The following is a 24,291-nucleotide window of genomic DNA, read 5'->3' as shown; positions in this document are numbered from 1 at the left end:
CGCGCCCGCCGCGCGTGCTCGTACCGTCCGGTCCGTCGCCCCTTCGCGCCCCCGTCCCGTCTCCGGGACCTCAGGGATTCATCTCGCGAAGGAGATCTCCGTGACCACGAAGTCCGCAGCCGCGGCAGCACGGGCCACCGTCTACGGCTACCCCCGTCAGGGCCGTGACCGGGAGCTGAAGAAGGCGATCGAGGGCTACTGGAAGGGCCGCGTCACCGCCGACGCCCTCCGGTCCACCGCCGCCGAACTGCGCCGAACGAACTGGAAGCAGCTGGCCGAGGCCGGCGTCCACGAGGTGCCGACCGGCGACTTCTCGTACTACGACCACGTCCTGGACACCACCGTCATGGTGGGCGCGATCCCCGCGCGGCACCGCGAGGCCGTCGCGGCCGACGCCCTGGACGGCTACTTCGCCATGGCGCGCGGCACGCAGGACGTCGCCCCGCTGGAGATGACGAAGTGGTTCGACACCAACTACCACTACCTGGTGCCGGAGCTGGGCCCCGACACCGTCTTCACCGCCGACTCCGCCAAGCAGGTCGCGGAGCTGGAGGAGGCCCTCGCCCTGGGGCTGACGGCCCGCCCCGTCCTCGTCGGACCCGTCACCTACCTGCTGCTGGCCAAGCCCGCGCCGGGCGTGCCCGCCGACTTCGACCCGCTGACCCTGCTGGACCGGCTCCTGCCGGTGTACGCGGAGGTCCTCGCCGACCTGCGCGCGGCCGGCGCCGAGTGGGTGCAGCTCGACGAGCCCGCGCTCGTCCAGGACCGGACCCCGGCCGACCTGAACGCCGCCGCGCGCGCCTACCGCGACCTCGGGGCGCTCACCGACCGGCCCAAGCTGCTCGTCGCCTCGTACTTCGACCGGCTCGGCGACGCCCTGCCCGTCCTGGCCAAGGCCCCGGTCGAGGGCCTCGCGCTCGACTTCACCGGCCCCGCGGCCGCCAACCTGGACGGGCTCGCCGCCGTCGGCGGCCTGCCCGGCAAGCGGCTCGTCGCCGGTGTGGTCGACGGCCGCAACATCTGGGTCAACGACCTGGAGAAGTCCCTGGCCGTCCTCGGCACCCTGCTCGGCCTCGCCGACCGGGTCGACGTCTCCGCCTCCTCCTCGCTGCTCCACGTGCCGCTCGACGCGGCGGCCGAGAAGGACGTCGACCCGCAGATCCTGCGCTGGCTCTCCTTCGCGCGGCAGAAGACCGCCGAGATCACGACGCTGGCCAAGGGCCTGTCCCGGGGCACCGACGCGATCGCGGGCGAGCTGGCCGCCAACCGCGCCGCCCTCGCCTCCCGCGCGAACTCCCCCATCACCCGGAACCCGGCCGTGCGGGCCCGCACCGAGGCCGTCACCGGGGCCGACTCCCGGCGCTCGCGGCCGTACGCCGAGCGGGCCGCCGCCCAGCGCGCCCACCTGGGCCTGCCGCTGCTCCCGACCACCACCATCGGCTCCTTCCCGCAGACCGACGAGCTCCGCACGGCGCGCGCCGACCTGCGGGCGGGCCGGATCGACACGGCCGGGTACGAGGAGCGCATCCGGACCGAGATCCGGGAGGTGGTCTCGTACCAGGAGAAGACCGGGGTCGACGTCCTGGTGCACGGCGAGCCCGAGCGCAACGACATGGTGCAGTACTTCGCCGAGCGGCTCGACGGCTACCTCGCCACCCGGCACGGCTGGGTCCAGTCGTACGGCACCCGCTACGTCCGTCCGCCGGTCCTCGCCGGGGACATCTCGCGGCCCGAGCCGATGACGGTGCGCTGGACCTCGTACGCCCAGTCCCTCACCGCCAAGCCCGTCAAGGGCATGTTGACCGGCCCGGTCACCATGCTCGCCTGGTCGTTCGTCCGCGACGACCAGCCGCTGGGCGAGACCGCCCGGCAGGTCGCCCTCGCCCTGCGCGACGAGGTGGGCGACCTGGAGGCGGCCGGCACCTCCGTCATCCAGGTGGACGAGCCGGCGCTGCGCGAGACCCTGCCGCTGCGGGCCGCCGACCGCCCGGCGTACCTGGCGTGGGCGACCGAGGCGTTCCGGCTCGCCACCAGCGGCGTGCGGCCGGACACCCAGGTCCACACCCACATGTGCTACGCCGAGTTCGGCGACATCGTCCAGGCCATCGACGACCTCGACGCCGACGTCATCAGCCTGGAGGCGGCCCGCTCCCACATGCAGGTGGCCCGCGAGCTGGCCGCCCACGGCTACCCGCGCGAGGCCGGGCCCGGGGTGTGGGACATCCACTCGCCCCGGGTGCCGAGCGCCGAGGAGGCCTCCGACCTGCTGCGCACCGGCCTGGAGGCGATCCCGGCCGAGCGGCTGTGGGTCAACCCGGACTGCGGTCTGAAGACCCGCGCCTGGCCGGAGACCCGGGCTTCCCTGGAGAACCTGGTCGCCGCCGCCCGGACGGTCCGCGAGGAGCTGTCCGGCGCGTGACGGTGCGCGCCCCCGGGGCCGGGGCCGGGAACCCCGGCCGACGCCCCGGGGGTGTGCGCGCGTAGCGTGGGGTACACGTCGGCATCGCCCCTCACCTCCGGAGATCCGCCTGTGTCCAGCAGCGTCGCACCCACCCGCACGTCCGTCGTGGAGTCCCTCATGGAGCGCTTCCCCGGGATTCCCCGGGAGGCCGTGCTCAAGGAGGACCTGCTGCGCGGCGGGGTCGCCTTCGACCCCTCCGCCCTGTCCGGCAACGAGGGGGGTGAGGTGAAGCCGAAGTCGTACTTCATCTTCTCCTTCGACCACCGGACGCTGCCGGAGCTCGGGGAGGCGGCGCTGAACCGCCCGCCGGAGGAGATCGTGCTCACCGGCGGCCCGTACGGGCTGCGCCGCACGGTGGTGTCGGTGCGGGTCAACCCGTCCTCGCCGTACCGGGTCGCGCCGGACGGGGACGGGGCGCTCGCCCTGTTCCTGGACGGGGCGCGGATCGCGGACGTCGGCCTGCCGCCGATGCCGGAGTACTACCGGCACCCGCTGTCGAACGGCAAGTCCGTGATGGAGGTGGCGCCGACGATCCAGTGGGGCTACCTGATCTACCTGACGGTCTTCCGGGTGTGCCAGTACTTCGGCGCCAAGGAGGAGTGCCAGTACTGCGACATCAACCACAACTGGCGCCAGCACAAGGCGGCGGGCCGCCCGTACACCGGGGTGAAGCCGGTGGACGAGGTCCTGGAGGCGCTGGAGATCATCGACCGGCACGACACGGCCCGCGCCTCGACCGCCTACACCCTGACCGGCGGGGCCGTCACCTCGAAGGTCGGCGGGAAGGACGAGGCCGACTTCTACGGGCAGTACGCGCAGGCGATCGAGGAGCGCTTCCCGGGCCGCTGGATCGGCAAGGTCGTCGCGCAGGCCCTGCCCAAGGCGGACGTGCAGCGCTTCCACGACTACGGCATCCGGATCTACCACCCGAACTACGAGGTGTGGGACCGGCGCCTGTTCGAGCTGTACTGTCCCGGCAAGGAGCGCTACATCGGCCGGGACGAGTGGCACCGCCGGATCCTGGACTCGGCGGAGGTCTTCGGGCCGCGCAACGTCATCCCGAACTTCGTCGCCGGGGTCGAGATGGCGCGCCCCACGGGCTTCCTGACCGTGGACGAGGCCATCGCCTCGACCCGGGAGGGGCTGCGGTTCTTCATGTCGCGCGGGATCACGCCCCGGTTCACCACCTGGTGCCCGGAGCCGACGACGCCGCTGGGCCGCGAGAACCCGGACGGCGCCCCGCTGGAGTACCACCTGCGGCTCCTGGAGGCGTACACGGAGACGCTCCGGGAGAACGGCCTCACCGCCCCGCCCGGCTACGGGCCGGCCGGTCCCGGGCGCGCGGTGTTCTCGGTCAGCTCCTTCATGGACGCGCTGGCGCCGGAGCCCGGCGAAGGCGAGTAGGACGGTCCGGCCGTCCCCAGGAAGCGGACGTGGGGGCGGCCGCCGGGGTCCGGGTGCGTCACGGCGGCCCGGACCCGGTAGACGTCCGCGATCAGCTCCTCGGTGAGCACCTCGTCCGGCGTGCCCGAGGCGACCACGCGGCCGCCGGAGAGGACCACGAGCCGCTCGCAGTACGCGGCCGCGAGGTTCAGGTCGTGCAGGGCGACGACGGCGGTCAGGCGAAGCCCGGAGACCAGCTCCATGAGGTCCAGCTGGTGCTGGACGTCGAGGTGGTTGGTGGGCTCGTCGAGGAGGAGCTCGCGCGGCTCCTGGGCGAGGGCGCGGGCGATCTGGACGCGCTGGCGCTCGCCGCCGGAGAGGGTCCGCCAGGGCTGGCGGGCGCGGTCGGCGAGCCCGGTGCGGGCGAGGGCGGAGCGGACGGCGGCCTCGTCGGCCGCCGAGGGCGGGGTCCAGGCCCTGCGGTGCGGGACGCGGCCGAGGCGCACGACGTCGAGGACGGTCAGGTCGGTCTGGGTGTCGGACTGCTGCTCGACCGTGGCGAGGCGCCGGGCGACGGTCCTGCGGCCGAGTCCGGCGAGCGGATCGCCGTCGAGGGTGACGACCCCGGAGTCGGGGGCGAGGACTCCGGCGAGCAGCCGCAGGAGCGTGGACTTGCCGGAGCCGTTGGGGCCGAGGAGGCCGGTGACGGTGCCGGGGACCGGGGCGACGCTGACGCCGTCGAGGACGAGGACGCCGCCGGCGGTGCGCGAGACCCGGTCGGCGCGCAGGCCCGCGTCCTTTCGGGTGGGGGTCATCGCGTGCTCCTCGTGCTGCGCGTGCGGTAGAGGACGAGGACGAAGGCCGGGACGCCGATCAGCGAGGTGACCACGCCCACCGGGACCTCCTGGGGGTCGAGGACGGTGCGGGCGAGGGTGTCGGCCCAGACCAGGAAGACCGCTCCGGCCAGGGCGGTGACCGGCAGGAGCCGGGCGTGGCCGGGGCCGACGAGCGCGCGGGCGGCGTGCGGCAGGACGAGCCCGACGAAGCCGATGGCCCCGGCGGCGGAGACCAGGGCGGCCGTCAGGAGGGCCGTGACGCACAGCAGGACGAGCCGGGTCCGGGCGACGGCGACGCCGAGGGACGCGGCGGCCTCCTCGCCGAAGGCGAACGCGTCCAGCGTCCGCGCGTACCCGAGGCAGGTCGTCAGGGCCACCGCGAGGACCCCGAGGCACACCCACACGTCGGTCCAGCCGGCCCCGGCGAGCGAGCCGAGCAGCCAGAAGAGGACGCCCCGGGTGGTCTCCGCGTCGGCGGCCGTCATCACTACGAAGGAGGTGAGGGCGGAGAAGAGCTGCATGGCGGCGACGCCGGAGAGGACCACGCGGTCCGTGGAGCCGCCGAGGGTGTGGCTGAGCAGCAGCACCAGCGCGAAGGAGCAGACCGCGCCGAGGAACGCCCCGCCGGTGACGGAGAGGAGGCCCCCGCCGATCCCGAGGACGACGACCGCGACCGCGCCGGTCGAGGCGCCGGAGGAGACGCCCAGGACGAAGGGGTCGGCGAGCGGGTTGCGCAGCAGCGACTGCATCACCGCGCCGCACAGGGCGAGCCCGGCGCCGCAGACGGCGGCCAGGAGGGTGCGGGGCAGCCGCAGGTCCCACACGATGCCGTCCCGGATCGGGGAGAGCGCCGGGGTGCCGCCGCCGAGGTGGGCGGCGACCGTCGACCAGACGTCGGCGACGCCGATGCGGGCCGGGCCGATGGTGATCGCCACGGCGATCGACGCGGCCAGGAGCGCGAGCCCGCCCGCCGTCCCGAGCAGGACCGCCGCTCCCGCGCGCGCCGGGGACGGCTTCGCGGCCGTGGGCGTCACTTGGCGAGACCGTACGAGCGGAGCGCGGCCGCCACCTTCTCGACGGCCTCGACGGTGCGGACGGTGGGGTTGAGCGCCTGGCCGCTGAGGAGCACGTACCGCTTGTTCTTGACCGCCGTCATGCTGCGGGTGACCGGGTCGGACTCCAGGAACTCGATCTTCTTGGCGGCGCTCTCGGCCGACTGCGAGCGGCGGGTGAGGTCGCCGATGACGAGGACGTCGGGGTCGCGGTCGGCGACGGTCTCCCAGTTGATCTGGGGCCACTCCTCCTTGGTGTCGTCGAAGACGTTCTTCGCGCCGAGCTCGCGGGAGACGATGCCGGGGGCGCCGCAGCAGCCCGCCATGTAGGGCGCCTCGGCGTTGGCGAACCAGTAGAGGACCGTGGCGTCCTTGAAGTCCCCGCCCGAAGCGGCCTTCGTCACGCGGGCCTTCAGCTCCGCGACGAGCTTCTCGCCGCGCTCCGGGACGGCGAAGATCCGGGCCAGGTCGCGGATCTCGCCGTAGACCGTCTCCATGGTGAGCGGCCGGACGCGGACGCCGTCCCCGTCGCCGCTGTTGTCCTTGCCGACGCAGTCGGTGGGCGAGAGGTACGTGGGGACGCCGAGCTCCTCGAACCGCTCGCGGGTCGCCACGCCGCCCTTGCCGAGGGTGTACGTGAAGGAGGCGGCGGCGAAGTCGGGCTCGGTGTCGAGGACCTTCTCGAAGGAGGGGTAGCGGTCGGCGAGGCGCGGGACCTTCGCGTTCTCCTTCTCCAGGCCCTTGAGGACGGGGTCCGTCCAGGTGCCGGTGCCCACCATGCGGTCGGCGAGGCCCAGGGAGAGCATGATCTCCGCCGCGCCCTGGTCGAGGGCGACGGCCCGCTCCGGCGCGCGCTCGACGCGGACGGGCCGTCCGCAGTTGTCGTCGAGGACGACGGGGTGTCCGGCCTTCGCCTTCCCGGCACCGCCCGCGGGCCGGTCGGGTGCGGGGGTCGTCCCGCCACCGCAGCCGGTCGCGGTCAGGAGCAGGGCTCCGGTGAGGAACAGCACGGCGGAGCGGACGGGGTGTGCGAGCGGCACGGGACTTCCTTCTGCGGCCACGGCTCATGCGCGGAGCCTGTCGTACGGTGCTCCCCGGGCGCGCGTGTGCCGCCGGGGCCGCCAGCAGGTCTTCGGACTCGGGGTCGGCCGGACGGGGCGCCTTCCCGGGTCGCCGCCCAGTGGCCGATGCTCCGCCCGTCACCCTCACCGCTGCGCGTCAGTTCCGGTCTCGCACCGGATTCCCTGACCCGTGCACCCACCCGTTCGGGTGCGTACAAAGGTGCGACTGGCCTCGGCACAGTACCACCGGCCCGGGGGCGTGCCCCGGGGCGCGGGGGGCGTCAGACGCGCAGCTCCTTGGCCTCGAAGCGGCCGTCCCCGAGGACCAGGACGAAGGAGACCTGCTGCCCCTCCGAGACGGTGCGGCTCTCGTCCTCGATGTCCTCCGCGCTGAACCAGACCTGGTCCTCGGAGCCGACGGGGACGACGAACCCGTATCCCCCGAGACGGTTGAAGGAATGCACGAATCCCTTGCTCCTGCCTTCCACGGCGGCCTCCTCCTCGGCGTCGGGGACGCGGGCGAGGGGTGTCCCCGGCCGGGTCCGGCCGTGTCCGCGTCTCAGGGGAGGTGTACCCCGTCGGCCCGCGCTTCGCCCGTCGGAACCGGCCGCCGGGGCGGGTGCGAGCACCCCCGGCGGTCTCGTAGAATATTCAACAGAGGTCCGGTGCCGAAGATCCCCCGTGTTCGGCACCGGGCCTCGTCGTGCGTCCGGCGCGGGGCGGGGCGTCTCAGGGGCCGCCGGGGTAGGCGATCCTCGTGGTGATCCTGGCGATGCGCGCCGCCGTCTCCGAGGGCGGGGCCACCGGCTGGACGATGTGGCTGACGGTGAGCCGCACGACCGTCTCGACGGCGAGGCCGCGCGACTCCTCGTCCACGTCGGGCCAGGCCTCGGTCGCGTACGCGTCGAGCATCGCCATCGCCGTGCCGAAGACCGGCTCCGCGCGGGTGGTGAGATAGGCGAGGAGGTCGTCCTCGCCGCCCCGCGCCGCGACCAGGACGCTCTTGATGAGCGGGTTGTCCACGGTCTGCTGGAGCGTGTAGCCGACGCCGGCCGCCGCGGCCGCCTCCAACTCCCCTCGATGTGCGTCGAGTTCGCGCTCGATGCCGATCAGGAAGCCCTCCAGCTCGCGCTGGACCAGCGCGTTGCCGATGGCCTCCTTCGCGCCGAACTCGTTGTAGAGGGTCTGGCGGCTGATGCCGGCGGCCCGTGCGATGGAGGTCATGCGCAGCCCGCTCCACCCCTCGGCGGCGACGAGGCGGTAGGCGGCGTCGAGCACCTGCTCGCGCAGCAGGGACCGGACGCTCTCGCGGAAACGTGTCATCGTGCCCCCACTTTATCCACCGGGAACCGCCCCGAGGAGGGGTGCGGAAGGGGTCTCCGAAGGGGACGGGCGACCTCCTCCGCACGGGTTCAGAGCGCGGTGCCGCCCGTCACGTCCACGTACTGGCCGGTGATCCAGCGGGCGTCGTCGGAGGCGAGGAAGGCGACCACGTCCGCCACGTCGGCGGGGGTCCCGATCCGGTTGAAGACCGAGAGCGCGGCGAGGGCGGCGCTCGCCTCGGGCGTCGTCCGGCGCCGCGCGTTCATCTCCGTCGCGATGTAGCCGGGGGCCACGGCGTTGACCGTGATCCCCCGGGGTCCCAGCTCCTTGGCGAGGGCGAGGGTCATCGTGTCGACGGCCCCCTTGGTCATGGCGTACGTGACGGAGTCCGGGAAGGCGTGCCGCGTCACCGCCGAGGAGATGTTGACGATCCGGCCGCCGTCGCGCAGCCGGTCGAGGCCCCGCTGGATGAGGAAGAGCGGGGCCTTGACGTTGATCGCGAACAGCCGGTCGAAGACCTCGGGGCTGAGCTGGTGGATGCGGCCGGAGCCGCTCGCGCCCGCGTTGTTGACGAGGACGTCGAACCCGGGCCCCTCCCCCAGCTCCGCGAGGCCCGCGTCCAGGGCGGCGTAGAAGACGTCGACGGCGTCCGGCTCCGCCAGGTCCGCGCGGAACGGGAAGGCCCGGCCGCCCTCGCGCTCGACGGCCGCCACCGTCTCGCGGGCGGCCTCCTCGTCCCTGCCGTAGTGCACGGCGACCAGGGCTCCGTCCCGGGCGAGCCGCTGGGCGATGCCCCTTCCGATGCCCCGGCTCGCCCCGGTGACGATCGCGGTTCTGCCGGCCAGCGCGGACATGTCGGTGGTGCCTTCTCTCGGTGCGTTCGGTGCGTTCGGTGCGTTTGATGCGTTTGATGCGTTCGGTTCGTTCGGTGCGTTCGCTTCGGCCGGCTCGGGGCCGGGGCCGGTCAGGAGGGCCGGCGTCCGGCCGCCGGGGCCGGGTCGAGCGTATGCCGGTACCACTCCAGGTGGTCCACGACCCCCTCGGCGAAGCCCGGCCCCGGGTCGACGGCCAGCTCCCGCCAGGGCCGGTCGTCGGAGAACCAGTGGTCGGCGGCGAGCATGTCGAGGTGGTGGACGGCGAAGGGGTGGGCCGCCAGGAGGGCGCGCGCCTCCGCGAGGCCGAGGGCCGGGCCCCTGCGCGGTCCGGCCCGGTGGGCGAGCAACTCCTCGCCCACCGCGAGGATTTCACCGGCGGTCACCGGATCGGGATGGTTCACGTGGTACGGGCCGGGCCGGGTGTGCGGCGAGAGGGCGGCGGCGAGCAGGACCCGGGCCAGGCTTCCCACCTCGACCAGGGAGTGCAGCGAGGTGGCGCCGCGCAGCGGGCCGGGCAGCGCGCCGAGGAGCTTGACGAGGCCGGGCAGCAGCTGCCGGTCCCCGGTCCCGTACACGAGGTGGGGGCGCAGGACGGTCCCGCCGGCCTCCGTGACGTGCCGGTCACCCGCCGCGCGGGTGCCGCTGGTGGCCGAGACCGGGGCGATCGGCAGGGTGCCGGGGGCGGCGGCGCGGAAGGGGCCGCGGCCGTGGACGGAGGCCGTGCTCAGGGCGACGATCCTGGTCACCCCGGCGCGTACGGCCGCGTCGACCAGGGCCCGGGTGCCCTCGTCGTTGACGGCGCGGGCCGTCTCCTCGTCGCCGCCGATCACGGAGGCGCAGTGGATCAGGACGTCCGCCCCCTCGCAGGCCCGGCGCAGGGAGTCGGGGTCGCGGAGGTCGCCGGGGACGGTCTCGACCACCGGGGCGGTGTTTTCGGGTGCGGTGTTTTCCGGGGCGGCGCTTTCCGGTGCGGTGCCTTCCCGTACGGCGAGCGGGCCGCGCGCGAGCAGGCGTACGTGTCCGGCCCCGGGCGTCGTCGCGGCGGCGGCCGCCACCCGGCCGCCGACGAACCCGGACGCGCCGGTGATGAGGATGCGAGGAGCCATCGTTCCCGTCCGGCCGCTCAGCCCGCGAGCCGGGCGCCGGGGCCCGCCGCCACGGGTTCCCGGCACGGGGAGGTGAGTGTGCAGCGGAAGACGGGGCCGCCGTCCTGGTGGCCGGTGACGCGGACGGTGGTCGCCCCCCGGCCGGGGGCGGGCACGACCTCGGCCTCGATCCAGCAGGGGACGTCGAGTTCCACGTAGCGCGAGAAGGACAGCTCCGTGCCGACGGGGAGGTAGGCGGTGCTGCCGGTCTCCAGCATGGCCGCCTGCCGGGCGGCTTCGAGCAGGAGCATCCCGGGGACGTGGTCGTTCGGGCGGCGGAAGAGCGTGGGGTGGGCGGTGTTGATCCGCAGCTGCCACCGGCCGGGGCGGTCGCCGGGGCCCAGGACGACGTCCTTGGCGTCCTCGCGGCCGACCAGGTGCGGGGCCACCGCCGGTATGAGGGGGACCGGGCGGCCGAGGGCGGCCATGCGCTCGCCCCGCATCCTGCGGTAGGCCGGTGCCGAGGTGCAGCGGATCGTGCCGCCGCCGGTCGAGATCCGGCGGCCCTCCCGGCTCAGGACGACGTCGACGCACAGGTTCCGCACCCGGCCCGCGCGCCCGTCGTAGCCGGGGAAGGAGAGGTCGGCGGTGAGGGCGAGGGGGGTGCCGTCGAGGGCGAGCGCCTCGGGGTCGGCGGTGTAATACAGGTCCCACATGACGAACTGATCGTCCACGGGTACCCCGAGCCCGGCGTGAACCACGAGCATGGTGGCCTGACGCATCGTCTCGGCCACCAGGACCGGGTCGTGCCGGTCCCCTGCCGCCGGGGAGAAGAAGGGATGGGAGGCAGGCCAGCGGGCGGAGACGGAGAACCGGTTCTCCCGTGACCGCGTCCAGCCCGTGGGGATGATGTCGGCCGGGTCGTGCCGGTGGACGAACTCCCCGGGGACGGGTGCCGTCACTCCTCGGTGGTGCTGTTCCATCGCTCCCCCTCGCACTTCCTGCACACCCCGGACGGCAAATCCGTCCGGCGTAGGGTACGTAGAGCGCGGTTTTCTTTTCAATGCTTCATGTCACACGTTGAGCACAGACAGCGAGACAGCGGGAGGCGCCTTGGCGCAGCAAGCGCGTGCAATCCGGACCCGGCGGACGATTCTGGAGTCGGCCGCGGCCGTTTTCGCCGAGCGCGGCTACGAGCGGACGACCATCGGGGAGATCCTGGTGCGCGCCGGGGTGACCAAGGGGGCGCTGTATTTCCACTTCGCCTCCAAGGAGGAGCTGGCCCTCGGCGTGCTCGACGCCCAGATGCTCGACGAGCCGCTGACCCCGCAGGACGTCAAGGTGCAGGAGCTGGTCGACCAGGGCTTCCTGCTGGCCCACCGGCTGCAGCGCGACCCCCTGGTGCGGGCGAGCGTCGCGCTGGCGCTGGACAGCGGCGCCACGGGGATCGACCGGGCCGCTCCCTTCCGGGCCTGGATCGACCAGGTGTCGGAGGCCCTGATGGTGGCGAAGGCGCAGGGGGAGATCCTCGTCCACGTGGACGTGACGGATACGGCCGAGCTCTTCTCCGGCGCTTTCGCCGGAATCCAGACGATGTCCCAGATCCTGTGCGACCGGAATGACCTCACCCATCGCGTTCTGGTCCTGCTCCGGCACGTCATGCCGACGATATGCACTCCGGCCGTGCTGATCCGCCTGGAAATGACCGAGAGCCGCGCGCGGCGGCTGGCCGCCGAATACGACGCGAGCCGGCTCCGGCACAACGAGGAGAACCTCGCGGAAAGCGCCCGCCCGTAGGCCGGTCGCACGGCCCGCGCAGCGCCCCGACGCGTGACGCGTCGGGGCGCTCTGGCGTTTGTGGCACTGAGTGTGCTTTGCTGAGGGTACTCAGTGCCACAAGCGTCTAGGGGAGCTCCACATCATGGGCAAGGACTTCGACCTTTACCGTCCTTCGGAGGAGCACGACATGCTCCGGGAGTCGGTGCGTGCGCTCGCGGAGGCGAAGATCGCCCCGTTCGCGGCTGCGGTGGACGAGGAGGGTCGCTTCCCGCAGGAGGCCCTGGACGCCCTGGTCGCCAACGACCTGCACGCGGTGCACGTGCCCGAGACGTACGGTGGCGCGGGCGCGGACGCGCTGGCGACCGTGATCGTGATCGAGGAGGTCGCCCGGGTCTGCGGCTCGTCCTCGCTGATCCCCGCGGTCAACAAGCTGGGCTCGCTGCCGGTGATCCTGTCCGGCTCGGAGGAGCTGAAGGCCAAGTTCCTCGGCCCGCTGGCCAAGGGCGACGCGATGTTCTCCTACGCCCTCTCGGAGCCGGACGCCGGTTCGGACGCGGCCGGGATGAAGACCCGCGCGGTCCGCGACGGCGACTTCTGGGTGCTCAACGGCGTGAAGCGCTGGATCACGAACGCCGGGGTGTCGCAGTTCTACACGGTGATGGCCGTCACCGACCCGGAGAAGCGCTCCAAGGGCATCAGCGCGTTCGTGGTGGACAAGGACGACGAGGGCGTCTCCTTCGGCGCACCGGAGAAGAAGCTCGGCATCAAGGGCTCGCCGACCCGCGAGGTCTACCTGGACAACGTGCGCATCCCCGCCGACCGGATGATCGGCGCCGAGGGCACCGGCTTCGCCACCGCGATGAAGACCCTGGACCACACCCGCATCACCATCGCCGCCCAGGCGATCGGCATCGCCCAGGGCGCCCTGGACTACGCCAAGGGCTACGTCAAGGAGCGCAAGCAGTTCGGCAAGCCGATCGCCGACTTCCAGGGCGTGCAGTTCATGCTCGCCGACATGGCCATGAAGCTGGAGGCGGCCCGCCAGCTCACCTACGCGGCCGCCGCCAAGAGCGAGCGCGTCGACGGCGACCTGACCTTCTTCGGCGCGGCGGCCAAGTGCTTCGCCTCCGACGTCGCCATGGAGGTCACCACCGACGCCGTCCAGCTCCTGGGCGGTTACGGCTACACCCGTGACTACCCGGTCGAGCGCATGATGCGCGACGCCAAGATCACCCAGATCTACGAGGGCACCAACCAGGTCCAGCGCATCGTCATGGCCCGCAACCTCCCGTAACCACCAGACCGTTGACCCGTTGAAAGGAGACAGGCCGTGACCCTCAAGATCGCTGTCTGTGTGAAGTACGTCCCCGACGCGACCGGCGACCGCGGTTTCGCCGACGACCTGACGACCGACCGCGAGGCCGTCGACGGTCTGCTCTCGGAGCTGGACGAGTACGCGGTCGAGCAGGCCCTGCAGATCGCGGAGGAGTCCGACGACGCCGAGGTCACCGTCGTGACCGTGGGCCCGGACGACGCCAAGGACGCGCTGCGCAAGGCGCTGTCGATGGGCGCCGACAAGGCCGTCCACGTCAACGACGAGTCCATCCACGGCTCGGACGTCTTCGCCACCTCCGCGATCCTCGCCAAGGCCCTGGAGAAGACCGGCTTCGACCTGGTCGTCTGCGGCATGGCCTCGACGGACGGCGCGATGGGCGTGCTGCCCGCACTGCTCGCCGAGCGGCTGAACCTGCCGCAGGTCACCCTGCTCTCCGAGGTCTCCGTCGAGGACGGCACCGTGAAGGGACGCCGGGACGGCGACGCCGCCACCGAGCTCCTGGAGGCCCCGCTGCCGGCCGTCGTGTCGGTCACCGACCAGTCCGGCGAGGCGCGTTACCCCTCCTTCAAGGGGATCATGGCCGCCAAGAAGAAGCCGGTCGAGGAGCTGGACCTGGACGACCTGGACGTCGACGCCGACGAGGTCGGCCTCGCCGGGTCCTGGACCCTGGTCGACTCCGCGACCCCGCGTCCGGCCCGTACCCAGGGCACGATCGTCACGGACGAGGGCGACGGCGGCAAGCAGCTCGCCGCCTTCCTCGCCGCCCAGAAGTTCATCTGACCCGCCCCGGCCAGACACCCACACAGGAGCAACGAATCATGGCTGAGATCCTGGTTCTCGTGGACCACGCCGACGGTGCGGTCCGCAAGCCGGCCCTCGAACTGCTGACCCTGGCCCGCCGCATCGGCGAGCCCTCGGCGGTCGTCCTCGGCGCCGGCGAGGCCGCGGCCTCGATCGCCGCCACCGCCGGCGAGTACGGCGCGGCCACCGTGTACGTGGCAGACGCCGCCGAGTTCGCCGACCAGCTGGTCGTGCCGAAGGTCGACGCGCTCACCCAGCTCGCCCGGGAGAAGGGGGCGGCCGCCGTCCTGGTGACCTCCTCCGGCGAGGGCAAGGAGATCGCGGCCCGTGTCGCGCTCCGCCTCGGCTCCGGCCTGATCACCGACGCCGTGGAGCTGGAGGCCGGCGAGAACGGCCCGGTCGCCACCCAGTCCGTCTTCGCCGCCTCGTACCAGGTGAGGTCGACGGTCTCCAAGGGCGTGCCGGTCGTCACCGTCAAGCCGAACTCGGCCGCCCCGGAGGCCGCCCCGGCCGCCGGCACGGTCGAGAACGTCTCGGTCGCCTTCACGGGCAACGCGGCGAAGGTCGTCTCGCGCACCCCGCGCGTCTCCACCGGCCGTCCCGAGCTGACCGAGTCCGCGATCGTGGTCTCCGGCGGCCGCGGCGTCGGCGCGGCCGAGGGCTTCGGGGTCGTCGAGAAGCTGGCCGACTCGCTCGGCGCGGCCGTCGGCGCCTCCCGCGCGGCCGTGGACGCCGGCTGGTACCCGCACGCCAACCAGGTGGGCCAGACCGGCAAGCAGGTCTCGCCGCAGCTGTACGTCGCGGCGGGCATCTCCGGCGCGATCCAGCACCGGGCCGGGATGCAGACGTCGAAGACGATCGTCGCGGTCAACAAGGACCCCGAGGCCCCGATCTTCGACCTCGTGGACTACGGCGTGGTCGGCGACCTCTTCGAGGTGCTGCCGCAGCTGACGGACGAGATCGGTCCCCGCTGACCTTCCGGCAGCGGAAAGGGGCGGGTGGGTGGCACAGAGTGCCACCCACCCGCCCCTTTCGCGTGACGCGGGACCGGGGCCCGGCTCACATCCAGCCGTCGAGCGGGACCTCTTCGCAGAGCCGGACGACCGGCCGGCGACCGGAGACGCCGACGCCCGAGGAGAGCTTGACCCGGACCCCGGGGCGCACCGCGTGCGGCGGTCCGTCGACCCGGCAGCGGACCACGAAGCCCTCCGTCATGTGGACCGGCCAGAGGTCGGCGTCGGCCGCGGCGACCCCGCGCCGTACGGAGATCACGCCCTCGCCCCCGCTGAGTTCGGGCGCGAGGTCGGTCGACCCGCAGGTCGGACAGAGCAGTCGCTGGAACGTGGTGGTGTGGCACCAGCGGCAGCGCTGGAAGTAGAGCTCGGAGTCGGGGTCCGACTCGTCGGCCTGGACGGCGGTCCCGCTCCTCAGTCCCGTGTGGAACACGATGCCTTCTCCTTGCACTCGGCGGCTCGACCGTGCATGGAGCAAAGATATGGCACTGAGTGCCATCAAATAAAGACCTGAGTTCCCTCAATTGGAGATACTGAGATCCCTGGGCGCCTTCGGACGCCGTCCGGGCGGCGCCAGAACGGCGTCCGGGCGTCTTCCGGGCGCCTTCCGGGCCTCCCTCAGCCCTCGCCGAGGCTCGACTCCACCTCGCGCACCACGCGCCACATCGGGGTGGAGCGCTTGGTGATGACCACGACGACGTCCTCCGTCTCCTCGGCCGGGAGGTCGACGGCCGGGGCCGGGCTCCAGGTGGCGCGCACGAACTCCAGGGCCTCGTCCACCGCCGCCAGCGGGTCGCCCTCGCCGCCCGAGCGCAGCCAGTGGCGCAGGGCGTGGTTGTGGGCGGCGACCACGGCCGCCGCGACCACGTTGGCGCGCAGGGTGCCGTCCCTGCGGTCGGCCCAGCGGGTGCGCAGGTAGTCGCCGAGGGTCTTCTCGTACCGCCAGACCACCGACAGCTCGTACGTGCGGAGCCCGGCCACCTCGCGGGTGAGCCGGTAGCGCTGCACGGAGAACGTGGGGTTCTCGGCGTACATCCGCAGGACGAGCCGGGCGGCGCCGCAGACCCGGGCGATCGGGTCGTCGGAGTCGGCGCTCGCGGCGAGGAAGCGGGTCATGTCGTCGAGGCACTGCTCGTGGTCGGGGAAGACCACGTCCTCCTTCGACGGGAAGTACCGGAAGAAGGAGCGCCGGCCGACGCCCGCGAGCGTCACGATGTCGTCGACGGTGGTCTGCTCGTAGCCCCGCTCCAGGAAGAGCTGGAAGGCCGCGGCGATGAGGGAGTCCCGCATCACGGGCTTCGTTGAGTTCGTCGACGCTGTTCCCATGGGTCGAAACTAGCATTGGGAACGCATTCGCGCGGCACTGGGTGCCGGACGAATCCGGCACCCAGTGCTTTTCCGAGGGTACGGAGGCTCAGCGCGCGGACATCCGGAGCGCACCGTCCATGCGGATCGTCTCGCCGTTGAGGTAGTCGTGCTCGGCGATCATCGTGACCAGCCGGGCGTACTCCTCCGGGCGGGCGAGGCGCTGCGGGAAGGTGACGCTCGCGGCGAGACCGGCCCGGACGTCCTCGGTGAACCCGGCCATCATCGGGGTGTCGACGATGCCGGGGGCGACGGTGACGACCCGGATGCCGAACTGCGCCAGGTCGCGGGCGGCGGTGACGGTCATGCCGGCGACGCCCGCCTTGGAGGCGGCGTACGCGATCTGGCCGACCTGGCCCTCGAAGGCGGCGATCGAGGCGGTGTTGACGACGAGGCCGCGCTGTCCGTGCTCGTCGGGCTCGTGCCGGGCGATGGCCTCGGCGGCGAGCCGCGTCACGTTGAAGGTGCCGATCAGGTTGACGTTCACGACGGCCCGGAACAGGTCGAGGTCGTGCGGCCCCTTGCGGCCCAGGATCCGGGCGGAGGGGGCGATGCCGGCGCAGTTCACGGCGAGCCGCAGCTCGGCGCCGTCGGCGTCGATCTCCGCGAGGGCGGCGCGGACCTGCTCCTCGTCGGTGACGTCGGCGGCGAGCAGCCGGACGCCCTCGGGCAGGACCCCGGCGGCGGCCACGGCCTTGTCCAGGTCCAGGCCGTAGACGGTGGCGCCCCGGGCGGCGAGCGCGGCGGCGGTGGCGGCACCGAGGCCGGAGGCGGCGCCGGTGACGAGAGCGGCGGAGCCTGCGATGTCCATGGAACTCCTCGTTCGTGTCGTGCGGGGGCGACCCTGCCGCCGGGATGGCCGCCGGATCGGGCGCGTGCCCGCGGAGGACCGCGCGGTCCGCGCGATCTGCGCCGCCCACCATAGAACCGCGTGCGAGGCCCCCGGAAGCGGAGGCGGGGGCCGCGCCGCCGGGCCCCGGCCCCGGAGCGGCGATCAGGCCGGGGGCACGGCGTACGGGCGGAGGGTCATGAGCGAGTCCTCCACGGAGGCCACCACGGCGAAGGGGAAGCGGTCGAGTTCGAGGCAGAGCGCGACGTCGTCGGGGTGGGCCCCCTCGCGCACGCCCTCCCTCAACTCGGCGGCGGCGCGCGACTCCTCGGCGCGGCGCAGGAACCCGGCCGGGTCCGTCCCGGCCCCGGCGGCCCTCCCCGCGATGTACTGGGCGCACGCCAGGTCCTCCTCGGCGCGCCCGTCCTCGCCGGTCACCACGAACGTGACGTCGTCGCACCCGCGCGCCCGCAGCAGCCGGGCCGTCGCCTCCGCCACCACGAAGCCGGCGCACAGCACCAGCGACGCGTCCCTGACCGCGAGGGCGCCGACCGTCCCCGCCGTGGTCTTCTGCACGACGGTCCGCCCGCCGAGGTCGGCGGACCGCAGCAGGCCCGGCGAGTTGACGGCATCGAAGCCGGGCGCGGGCGGACCGTCCTTGAGCGCCACCCAGTCCGGGTGCCGGGCCTTCAGCGCCAGGGCCTCCTCCAGGGAACCGGCGAGGACGATCTGCTCCGCTCCCCGGCCGAAGGCCCAGGCGGCCACGGTGAAGGCGCGCATGACGTCGACCACGACGGCCGTGGAGGGGACTTCGGCCAGCTCGGGGATCCCGAGGAAACGAGCATCCATCCGGTCATGATCACGCACCCCCGGCCTCCGGCGCCCGGACAGTGGCACGCGTCACACCAGCGGTAACGGCCCCGGCGGGGGCGTTAGCGCGACGGCAGCGGGACGTGAGCAGCGCCCGGCAGGCTGGGGACGACCATCGTGGCCGGCGCGCGCCTGCCACGGCCAGCAGACCGCGGGGGACCGCCGTACGTGCCGGACACCGGCCCGGGGCACCGGCGCGGCCGCCTCGCCTTCCGTACCGGGCGCCCGACCACGCCCGGACGGCCGGGGCGTGCGAGAAGGAGCAGGTAGCGGAAGTGCTCACCAAGCGGGTGACGGTGACCGTCCACGCGTCCGATCCGCTCAGCCGGGCCGGACTGATCAGCCACTTGCGGCACCAGCCGTCCCTCGACGTCCTGCCCGAGCGGGGAGAGGACGGGCGGGAACGGGTCCCCGGTACGGAGGGCGAGGCGGCCGTCGCCGTGATGCTCGCGGACCGGATCGACGAGTCCGCCACGGCCGAACTGCGGCGCCTGCTGCGCGGCCGGGACCAGCGGGTCGTCCTCGTCGCGGGCGAGCTGCGCGAACCGGACCTGCTGTCGGTGGTCGAGTACGGGGTGCGCGCCATCATCTGGCGCCACCAGGCCACCGAACAGCGCCTGTTGAGCGCCGTGCACAGCGCGGCACGCGGCGAGGGGGAACTGCCGCCGGACCTGGTCAGCCGGCTCCTCAACCAGGTGGGCCGGCTCCAGCGGGCGACGGCGGCGGGCGCGACGGCCGGCGGGTCGGTGCCGCTCTTCGGGATGGCGCCGCGCGAGGTGGACGTCCTGCGGCTGCTCGCCGAGGGCCTGGACACCCGGCAGATCAGCGAGAAGCTCGCCTACTCCGAACGCACCGTCAAGAACATCCTGCACGCGCTGATGACGCGTCTCCGGCTCACCAACCGGGCACACGCCGTCGCGTACGCGCTCCGCGAGGGCTACATCTGATGATCCACGAGATCGACGAGGCGCTGCGCCGCCTCCTCGCACCCGCCGTGACGGGTGACGTCGCCTTCGACGCGCCGACCCGCGACTGGGCGGCCCGGCGCAACGCGCCGACCCTGAACGCCTATCTGTACGACATCCGGGAGGAGGTGGAGCGGCGCGAGCGGGGCGTCCTCGCCGAGCGGGACGCCCGGGGGATCGTGACGCGCCGGCTCCGGCCGACGCGCTGGTTCCGCCTGTCGTACCTGGTGACGGCCTGGACCTCCCGGCCGGAGGACGAACACCGGCTGCTCTCCGGCGCGTTGGCCCTGCTGCTGCCCCACGAGGTGCTGCCGGCCGACGCGGTGCCGGAGTCGGTGCGGCCGATCTCCGCGTCCCTGCCGCTCTCCGTCGCGGTGCCGCCGTCCGAGTCGCGGTCGCTCGCGGACATCTGGTCGGCGCTGGGCGGCGAGCTGAAGCCGTCCCTGGACGTCGTGGTCGTCACGCCGTTCCCGGTCACCCCGGTGTACGAGCCGGCGCCGCCGGTCACCGTGGGCGCGGAGCTCGTCGTGCGCGGGCTCGACGGCGTACCGGACGACTCGGCGCCCCGGATGCTCCGGCGCCCGGCCCCTCCCGGGGAGAAGGCAGGGGACGGGGGCGGACGTGGACGCTGACGGTACGGGCGGCGTGCTCGGGCAGATCGCCGCCCTCCGCGCCCGGGTCGCCGCCCTCGTGGAGGCCCGCAGCGCCGGGGACCCCACGGCCGGGGATCCACTGCGGGGGCTGTACGTCACCGGGGAGACGGCCCGCCGGATCGCGGCGGGCCCGCCCCCGGGCGCGGTACGGGACGGGGGCGCGGTACGGGGCGGGGGAGCCGTCCCTCCGGACCCCGGCGGTACGGGCAGGACGGCCGGGCTCGCGCGGGCCTTCGGGCTCTCCGGGCTCGACGCGCACGTCCTCCTCGTGGCGCTCGCCCCCGAGGTGGACCGGGACTTCGAGGCGCTCTACGGCTACCTCAACGACGACGTCGGCCGGCGCCGGGCCACCGTGGGACTCGCCCTCGACCTCGCGGGCACGGGCCCCTTCGACCCGGCCGGCCGCGACCGCTTCCACCCGGCCGCCCCGCTGCGCGCCGGGGGCCTCCTGGAGGTCGAGGACGAGGACCGGCCGCTGCCGGGCCGGACGCTGCGCGTGCCGGAGCGGGTGGTGGCGCACCTCCTCGGTGACGACGACCGCCTCGACGCCGAACTCTTGGGGAAGGGAGTGGAGTTGCTGCCTCCGGAGGCGGCCGGCACGCCTCCGGACCCCGCCTCGCCCGGGGCGCGGATCGCCGCCTCGGGGCCCGTCGCCGTCCATCTGCGGGAGCGCGTCCCCGGGGCCGGGGCCGGGGCGGTGGTCGCGGCGCTGCGGCACGCGGGGCGGCCCGTCCTGCGGTACCGGCCGGAGTCCGTCGACGTGCCGGCGGCGCGGGCGCTGCTGCGCGAGGCCCGGCTGCGGGGTGCCGCCGTGGTCGTCGAGCCGCTGCCGCCGGAGCCGGGGCCGCTGGTGCGCGCGCTGGTCCCGTCCGCCGTGCCGGTGGTCCTCGCGGGCACCGGGGCGCCCGATCCCCGGTGGGCGCCGGACGCCGGGCTGCTGGCCCTGGACGCGCCGGACGGGGCGGTGGGCGGCCCCGACCTGTGGCGGCGCGAACTCGGCCCGCTGGAGGGCGACTTCGACCTGGACGCGGCCGTCGCCGCGTACCGCGTCGGTGAGGACCAGATCCGCCGGGCGGCCCGCTCGGCGCGGGCCCTCGCCGCGTTCGAGGGGACCGCGCCGACCCTCGCGCACGTGCGGCACAGCGCCCGGCTGGTCTCCGCTCCGCTGCTCGACAGCCGTGCGCGGCGGATCCGGCCCGCCGTCGGCTTCACCGATCTGGTGCTCCCCGAGGAGCCGTTGGGGATGCTGCGCGAGCTGACCGGGCGGGCCCGCGACCGGGACCGGGTGCTCGGCGAGTGGCGGCTGCGGACCGGCGGCGGGCGCGGGCGCGGCGTCGTCGCGCTGTTCGCCGGAGAGTCGGGCACCGGCAAGACGCTCGGCGCCGAGGTGGTGGCGGGCGAACTGGGCCTGGACCTCTACGTGGTGGACCTCTCATCGGTGGTCGACAAGTACGTCGGGGAGACCGAGAAGAACCTGGAGCGGATCTTCGTCGAGGTGGACCGCACGGACTGCGTGCTGCTCTTCGACGAGGCCGACGCGGTCTTCGGGAAGCGGTCGGAGGTGCGGAGCTCGCACGACCGGTACGCCAACCTGGAGAGCGCGTACCTGCTCCAGCGCCTGGAGGCGTTCGACGGGATCGCGGTGCTCACCACCAACCTCCGGTCGAACGTCGACGAGGCGTTCACGCGGCGGCTCGACCTGGTCGTGGAGTTCCCGTTCCCCGACGCCGCCCAGCGGGTGTCGCTCTGGCACTCCTCCCTGGCGGGCACGCCGAGGGCGGCGGACGTGGACGGGGAGATCGCGCGCTGCGCCGGGGAGTTCGAGCTGGCGGGCGGTGCGATCCGGTCGGCCGCGGTGACGGCCGGCTATCTGGCGGCGGCCCGCGGCTCGGCGGTGACCGGCGCCGACGTACGGGCGGGGGCGGTGCGCGAGTACCGGAAGGCGGGCCGGCTGGTGCCGGGCGGAGGGCTGCCCTGGGCGCCGTGACGACCGGGAAGATCCCGCGCGTCGCGCCGGGCCCCGCAGCGTCCGGCGGCCGTACTGTCGAACCCGTCACCGAGGAGGGCTTCCTATGCGCAGCGTGACCTATTCGATGAACGTCTCGCTCGACGGCTACATCGTCGGACCGGACGGCGGCTTCGACTGGACGGAACCCGACGCGGAGGTCTTCCGCTTCTGGATCGAGCAGACGCGGGGAGTCGACGTCCACCTGCTGGGCCGGCGGCTGTACGAGACGATGCTGTACTGGGAGACCGCCGAGCAGGACCCGGCGCTCGACGACGCGTCGCGCGAGTGGGTCTCGCTCTGGAACCCGCTCCCGAAGGTGGTGTTCTCCACCACCCTGCCGACGGTGCGGGGCAACGCCCGCCTGGCCTCCGGCAGCCCGGCGGAGGAGATCCGACGGCTGCGGTCCGAACCGGGGGACGGCGAGATCGCGATCGGCGGCGCGACCCTCGCCGCCCAGGCGGCCGAGGCGGACCTGATCGACGAGTACCGGGCGGTGATCTCTCCGGTCCTGGTCGGCGGCGGGATCCCGTTCTTCCCCCGCCACGAACGCCGGGTGGACCTCGAACTCGTCGAGACCCGCACCTTCGGCGCGAGGTTCGTCTATCTCCGGCACCGCGTGGTGCGCTAGCCGGGTCGCCCGCCCCGGGCCCCGTCCCGGTCACATGACGCTGCCGCCGCGCATCATGTGGAGCGTGGCCTTGTCGACGACGCCGGTGGCGGGGAGGCCGACGGCCTCCTGGTAGAGGCGGACGTACCGCTCGACGTTGTCGTTGTAGCGGCTGGGCGTCGTCTTCTTCGTGGTGAAGTAGTCGGTGCCCTGCCGGGCGTAGGCGCGGTCCCGGTCGAGGTCCTTGGTGCTGTGCTCGCGGTTGTACGCCCACCAGAAGGCCGCCACGACCTGGGTGGTCTGCCAGGTGGTGCCGCCGGGCTTCACCTGGTCGGGCGTGACCCCCTGGACCCAGAGCGAGGTGAGGGTGGCGCGGCCGAGTTCGCCCTCCTTGTCGGTGGCGAAGATCGCGGCGGAGTTCTGCTGTTCCTGGACGCCCTTCTCGACGACGAGGTTCTGGTAGCAGGCGAGGGAGGTGCGGGTCGGGCCGTCGATCACGCCCGGCTGCCAGCCGGGCTTGAGCGTGCACGGGTTCTTGCCCAGGGCGGCGAGGCGGGCCTGTGCGAACTCGACCACGTCGTCCTTCTCGTAGCCGTACTTCCACGGCGGCGGCGGGGTCGCTCCCGGGGCGGGCGGGGCCGGGGGCCGCGCGTTCCCGCCGCCACCGCCCGTGCCTCCGCCTCCCGAACCACCGCTTCCCGTCGACCCGTTCGAGGAGCCGCCGTCGGCCGCTCCTCCCCCGGCCGGGCCGCCCTCGGTCGGGCCTCCGCCGCCCGGGCCGCCGCCCGTGCCGTCGTCCTGCCCGACGGGCGGCGGCGTGCCGCCGTCCGTGCGGGGCGGGGCCTCGCCGCCGGGCTCGTTCCCGCCCGGCGTGGGCGCGCCGGCGTCGGAGGGCGGGGGCGCCACGGGGAGCGCGGCCCCGCTGCCCTGCGGCGCGGGCCGGGGCTCGCCCGTCGACCGGAGGTCCCCGGCCGCGCTGACGACCTTCGGCGAGAAGCCGAACCAGAGCACCCCGAAGGCGATGGCGGCGGTCATCAGGAGGCCGCCCGCCACCACCAGCCAGGTCCCGAAGACGGGCCGCTGGTCGAAGGTGGCCTCGACGTCGAGGGCCGTGTCGTCGCCGGCCCGCCGGACGGCCACGGTGAACCGGTGCGACTCCTCGGCCCCGGTCCACCGCACGGCCTGCGGCCGCACCACGAGCTCGCCGAAGGCGGCCCGGCCCGGAGCGATCCGCACCGCGTTCGGCCGTACGTCGAAGGCGAGCCGGTTCGCCTCGTCGCGCACCACGAGGGACGCGGTCAGCGGAGTGTTCCCGAGGTTGTCCACGGCGATGCGGGCCCGGCCGCGCAGGCGCCCGGAGAGCGCGGGCGGCAGCACCTCGGCGCGCGTCTCGGTGAAGGGGGCGACGGTCAGCCGGCCCTCCACCACGTCGCGGGCCCCGCTGTTCTCCCGGGGGTCGACGCGGACGCCGTACGCGACCGGCCCGGCCTCCACGTCCGACGAGCGGGGCGGGGCGAACGAGATCTCGGCGGTCCCCTCGCTGCCCGGGTAGAGGCGGAGGACGTCGGGTTCCACCCGGGACCAGCCCGCGGGCCTGCCCACCAGCGAGAGCCGGTACTCCTCCACGGTGTCGCCGGTGTTCCGCACGCGCAGGCGCGCGGAGGTCCTGGCCCCCGGCTCGACGGTCGCCTCGGCCGGGTCCAGAGAGGTCCACATGGTCATGGGGCGAAGGCTAGGGGCGCGGGGGCGGCGCCCGGTTGCCCGAACGTCCCCGGTCCGGGGCAGGGCGGCGTGCCCCGGCGCACCCGCGGGCGCCCCGGGCCGGTCGTCGCCGGGGTCCTCCTACCCCGGACCGCGCCTCCGCACGCACGGCCGCCCGGAGGGAGGCGCGGGTGTCCGTGAGGGCAGGGGCGGCTGCCCTCGTGACCGCCCCTTCCTCCCTGGTCCGGGCGGGTGGCGGGACGGCAGGGTCGGAAGCGTACGACCGCT

The 24,291-nt window shown here is 74.0% G+C and carries 23 protein-coding genes and 1 riboswitch; of the genes, 10 read left to right on the top strand and 13 right to left on the bottom strand.

Annotated elements, in window-relative coordinates; genetic code table 11:
* The first annotated feature begins 100 nt into the window (after positions 1–100).
* Both metE and ACIQVI_RS01350 read left to right on the top strand, forming a co-directional pair.
* The gene (gene metE / locus ACIQVI_RS01355) at positions 101–2,419 is read left to right on the top strand and encodes a 5-methyltetrahydropteroyltriglutamate--homocysteine S-methyltransferase (RefSeq protein WP_403589777.1); all 2,319 of its coding nucleotides are present in this window, start codon (positions 101–103) and stop codon (positions 2,417–2,419) included.
* 159 nt (positions 2,420–2,578) lie between these two features.
* Positions 2,579–3,865 (top strand): radical SAM protein, encoded by a 1,287-nt coding sequence (locus ACIQVI_RS01350; protein ID WP_403592181.1) that lies wholly within the window; start codon positions 2,579–2,581, stop codon positions 3,863–3,865.
* Here the strand turns inward: ACIQVI_RS01350 and ACIQVI_RS01345 are convergent.
* The 8 genes from ACIQVI_RS01345 to ACIQVI_RS01310 all read right to left on the bottom strand — a co-directional run bounded on the left by ACIQVI_RS01345 (position 3,778) and on the right by ACIQVI_RS01310 (position 11,059).
* Positions 3,778–4,659, bottom strand: a complete 882-nt coding sequence (locus ACIQVI_RS01345; protein ID WP_403589775.1) for an ABC transporter ATP-binding protein — start codon at positions 4,657–4,659, stop codon at positions 3,778–3,780. The two genes, ACIQVI_RS01350 and ACIQVI_RS01345, sit on opposite strands and share 88 nt — an antisense overlap.
* Positions 4,656–5,714, bottom strand: coding sequence for a FecCD family ABC transporter permease (locus ACIQVI_RS01340; RefSeq protein WP_403589773.1), 1,059 nt, complete (start codon positions 5,712–5,714; stop codon positions 4,656–4,658). Before ACIQVI_RS01340 ends, ACIQVI_RS01345 begins: the two co-directional genes overlap by 4 nt.
* Positions 5,711–6,772, bottom strand: coding sequence for an ABC transporter substrate-binding protein (locus ACIQVI_RS01335; RefSeq protein ID WP_403589772.1), 1,062 nt, complete (start codon positions 6,770–6,772; stop codon positions 5,711–5,713). Before ACIQVI_RS01335 ends, ACIQVI_RS01340 begins: the two co-directional genes overlap by 4 nt.
* 86 nt (positions 6,773–6,858) lie before the next feature.
* Positions 6,859–6,978: riboswitch (cobalamin riboswitch) on the bottom strand.
* A gap of 96 nt (positions 6,979–7,074) precedes the next feature.
* Positions 7,075–7,257, bottom strand: coding sequence for a cold-shock protein (locus ACIQVI_RS01330; protein ID WP_234323290.1), 183 nt, complete (start codon positions 7,255–7,257; stop codon positions 7,075–7,077).
* Positions 7,258–7,522: 265 nt separating this feature from the next.
* Positions 7,523–8,116, bottom strand: a complete 594-nt coding sequence (locus ACIQVI_RS01325) for a TetR family transcriptional regulator (RefSeq protein ID WP_403589770.1) — start codon at positions 8,114–8,116, stop codon at positions 7,523–7,525.
* Positions 8,117–8,205: 89 nt separating this feature from the next.
* Positions 8,206–8,970, bottom strand: a complete 765-nt coding sequence (locus tag ACIQVI_RS01320) for an SDR family NAD(P)-dependent oxidoreductase (RefSeq protein ID WP_403589768.1) — start codon at positions 8,968–8,970, stop codon at positions 8,206–8,208.
* A gap of 110 nt (positions 8,971–9,080) precedes the next feature.
* The gene (locus ACIQVI_RS01315) at positions 9,081–10,097 is read right to left on the bottom strand and encodes an NAD-dependent epimerase/dehydratase family protein (RefSeq protein ID WP_403589766.1); all 1,017 of its coding nucleotides are present in this window, start codon (positions 10,095–10,097) and stop codon (positions 9,081–9,083) included.
* 17 nt (positions 10,098–10,114) lie between these two features.
* Positions 10,115–11,059 carry a ScbA/BarX family gamma-butyrolactone biosynthesis protein gene (locus ACIQVI_RS01310; RefSeq protein ID WP_351972795.1) on the bottom strand — a complete coding sequence of 315 codons (945 nt, stop codon included), beginning with the start codon at positions 11,057–11,059 and terminating at the stop codon, positions 10,115–10,117.
* A 130-nt stretch (positions 11,060–11,189) separates the two neighbouring features.
* On the opposite strand from ACIQVI_RS01310, the gene ACIQVI_RS01305 reads away from it, so the two are divergent.
* The 4 genes from ACIQVI_RS01305 to ACIQVI_RS01290 all read left to right on the top strand — a co-directional run bounded on the left by ACIQVI_RS01305 (position 11,190) and on the right by ACIQVI_RS01290 (position 14,966).
* Complete coding sequence (locus tag ACIQVI_RS01305; RefSeq protein ID WP_351972794.1) at positions 11,190–11,873, top strand: ScbR family autoregulator-binding transcription factor; 684 nt, start codon at positions 11,190–11,192, stop codon at positions 11,871–11,873.
* 124 nt (positions 11,874–11,997) lie between these two features.
* Positions 11,998–13,149: an acyl-CoA dehydrogenase family protein gene (locus tag ACIQVI_RS01300; RefSeq protein ID WP_403589763.1), complete on the top strand. Its 1,152-nt coding sequence runs from the start codon at positions 11,998–12,000 to the stop codon at positions 13,147–13,149.
* 36 nt (positions 13,150–13,185) lie between these two features.
* Positions 13,186–13,971 (top strand): electron transfer flavoprotein subunit beta/FixA family protein, encoded by a 786-nt coding sequence (locus ACIQVI_RS01295; RefSeq protein ID WP_121829400.1) that lies wholly within the window; start codon positions 13,186–13,188, stop codon positions 13,969–13,971.
* A gap of 38 nt (positions 13,972–14,009) precedes the next feature.
* Positions 14,010–14,966: an electron transfer flavoprotein subunit alpha/FixB family protein gene (locus ACIQVI_RS01290; protein ID WP_351974241.1), complete on the top strand. Its 957-nt coding sequence runs from the start codon at positions 14,010–14,012 to the stop codon at positions 14,964–14,966.
* Positions 14,967–15,051: 85 nt separating this feature from the next.
* Here the strand turns inward: ACIQVI_RS01290 and ACIQVI_RS01285 are convergent, their stop codons facing one another.
* The 4 genes from ACIQVI_RS01285 to ACIQVI_RS01270 form a co-directional block, all read right to left on the bottom strand.
* Positions 15,052–15,438 (bottom strand): zinc ribbon domain-containing protein, encoded by a 387-nt coding sequence (locus tag ACIQVI_RS01285; protein WP_351974041.1) that lies wholly within the window; start codon positions 15,436–15,438, stop codon positions 15,052–15,054.
* Positions 15,439–15,623: 185 nt separating this feature from the next.
* On the bottom strand, positions 15,624–16,295 hold the full coding sequence (locus tag ACIQVI_RS01280) for a TetR family transcriptional regulator (protein WP_351974042.1): 672 nt from the start codon (positions 16,293–16,295) through the stop codon (positions 15,624–15,626).
* Between the two features lie 124 nt (positions 16,296–16,419).
* Positions 16,420–17,181 (bottom strand): SDR family NAD(P)-dependent oxidoreductase, encoded by a 762-nt coding sequence (locus tag ACIQVI_RS01275; protein ID WP_403589760.1) that lies wholly within the window; start codon positions 17,179–17,181, stop codon positions 16,420–16,422.
* Between the two features lie 183 nt (positions 17,182–17,364).
* A complete protein-coding gene (locus ACIQVI_RS01270) occupies positions 17,365–18,048 on the bottom strand; it encodes a 2-phosphosulfolactate phosphatase (protein ID WP_403589758.1) in 684 nt (227 codons plus the stop codon).
* 296 nt (positions 18,049–18,344) lie between these two features.
* Here ACIQVI_RS01270 and ACIQVI_RS01265 point away from each other — a divergent pair, with 296 nt between their 5' ends.
* The 4 genes from ACIQVI_RS01265 to ACIQVI_RS01250 all read left to right on the top strand — a co-directional run bounded on the left by ACIQVI_RS01265 (position 18,345) and on the right by ACIQVI_RS01250 (position 22,323).
* Positions 18,345–19,016, top strand: a complete 672-nt coding sequence (locus ACIQVI_RS01265; protein WP_403589756.1) for a response regulator transcription factor — start codon at positions 18,345–18,347, stop codon at positions 19,014–19,016.
* Positions 19,016–19,666: a DUF4255 domain-containing protein gene (locus ACIQVI_RS01260; protein WP_351974045.1), complete on the top strand. Its 651-nt coding sequence runs from the start codon at positions 19,016–19,018 to the stop codon at positions 19,664–19,666. The genes ACIQVI_RS01265 and ACIQVI_RS01260 overlap by 1 nt, the downstream gene beginning before the upstream one ends.
* Positions 19,656–21,674, top strand: a complete 2,019-nt coding sequence (locus ACIQVI_RS01255; RefSeq protein ID WP_403589754.1) for an ATP-binding protein — start codon at positions 19,656–19,658, stop codon at positions 21,672–21,674. The genes ACIQVI_RS01260 and ACIQVI_RS01255 overlap by 11 nt, the downstream gene beginning before the upstream one ends.
* A gap of 85 nt (positions 21,675–21,759) precedes the next feature.
* Positions 21,760–22,323 carry a dihydrofolate reductase family protein gene (locus tag ACIQVI_RS01250; RefSeq protein WP_403589752.1) on the top strand — a complete coding sequence of 188 codons (564 nt, stop codon included), beginning with the start codon at positions 21,760–21,762 and terminating at the stop codon, positions 22,321–22,323.
* 30 nt (positions 22,324–22,353) lie between these two features.
* Here ACIQVI_RS01250 and ACIQVI_RS01245 read toward each other — a convergent pair whose 3' ends face one another.
* On the bottom strand, positions 22,354–24,024 hold the full coding sequence (locus tag ACIQVI_RS01245; protein ID WP_403589750.1) for a peptidoglycan-binding protein: 1,671 nt from the start codon (positions 24,022–24,024) through the stop codon (positions 22,354–22,356).
* Between the last annotated feature and the right edge of the window lie 267 nt (positions 24,025–24,291).

Source organism: Streptomyces sp. NPDC098101 (assembly GCF_044760185.1).
Classification (GTDB): domain Bacteria; phylum Actinomycetota; class Actinomycetes; order Streptomycetales; family Streptomycetaceae; genus Streptomyces.
Note: the sequence above shows the minus strand (reverse complement) of the source record. Positions and strands in the feature narration are given on the sequence as shown.

Coding starts and splice junctions, on each gene's coding strand:
- ACIQVI_RS01350 (WP_403592181.1), top strand. CDS start 2,579: ATGGAGCGCTTCCCCGGGATTCCCCGGGAGGCCGTGCTCAAGGAGGAC.
- ACIQVI_RS01345 (WP_403589775.1), bottom strand. CDS start 4,659: ATGACCCCCACCCGAAAGGACGCGGGCCTGCGCGCCGACCGGGTCTCG.
- ACIQVI_RS01325 (WP_403589770.1), bottom strand. CDS start 8,116: ATGACACGTTTCCGCGAGAGCGTCCGGTCCCTGCTGCGCGAGCAGGTG.
- ACIQVI_RS01320 (WP_403589768.1), bottom strand. CDS start 8,970: ATGTCCGCGCTGGCCGGCAGAACCGCGATCGTCACCGGGGCGAGCCGG.
- ACIQVI_RS01315 (WP_403589766.1), bottom strand. CDS start 10,097: ATGGCTCCTCGCATCCTCATCACCGGCGCGTCCGGGTTCGTCGGCGGC.
- ACIQVI_RS01310 (WP_351972795.1), bottom strand. CDS start 11,059: ATGGAACAGCACCACCGAGGAGTGACGGCACCCGTCCCCGGGGAGTTC.
- ACIQVI_RS01300 (WP_403589763.1), top strand. CDS start 11,998: ATGGGCAAGGACTTCGACCTTTACCGTCCTTCGGAGGAGCACGACATG.
- ACIQVI_RS01290 (WP_351974241.1), top strand. CDS start 14,010: ATGGCTGAGATCCTGGTTCTCGTGGACCACGCCGACGGTGCGGTCCGC.
- ACIQVI_RS01280 (WP_351974042.1), bottom strand. CDS start 16,295: ATGCGGGACTCCCTCATCGCCGCGGCCTTCCAGCTCTTCCTGGAGCGG.
- ACIQVI_RS01275 (WP_403589760.1), bottom strand. CDS start 17,181: ATGGACATCGCAGGCTCCGCCGCTCTCGTCACCGGCGCCGCCTCCGGC.
- ACIQVI_RS01270 (WP_403589758.1), bottom strand. CDS start 18,048: ATGGATGCTCGTTTCCTCGGGATCCCCGAGCTGGCCGAAGTCCCCTCC.
- ACIQVI_RS01260 (WP_351974045.1), top strand. CDS start 19,016: ATGATCCACGAGATCGACGAGGCGCTGCGCCGCCTCCTCGCACCCGCC.
- ACIQVI_RS01250 (WP_403589752.1), top strand. CDS start 21,760: ATGCGCAGCGTGACCTATTCGATGAACGTCTCGCTCGACGGCTACATC.
- ACIQVI_RS01245 (WP_403589750.1), bottom strand. CDS start 24,024: ATGACCATGTGGACCTCTCTGGACCCGGCCGAGGCGACCGTCGAGCCG.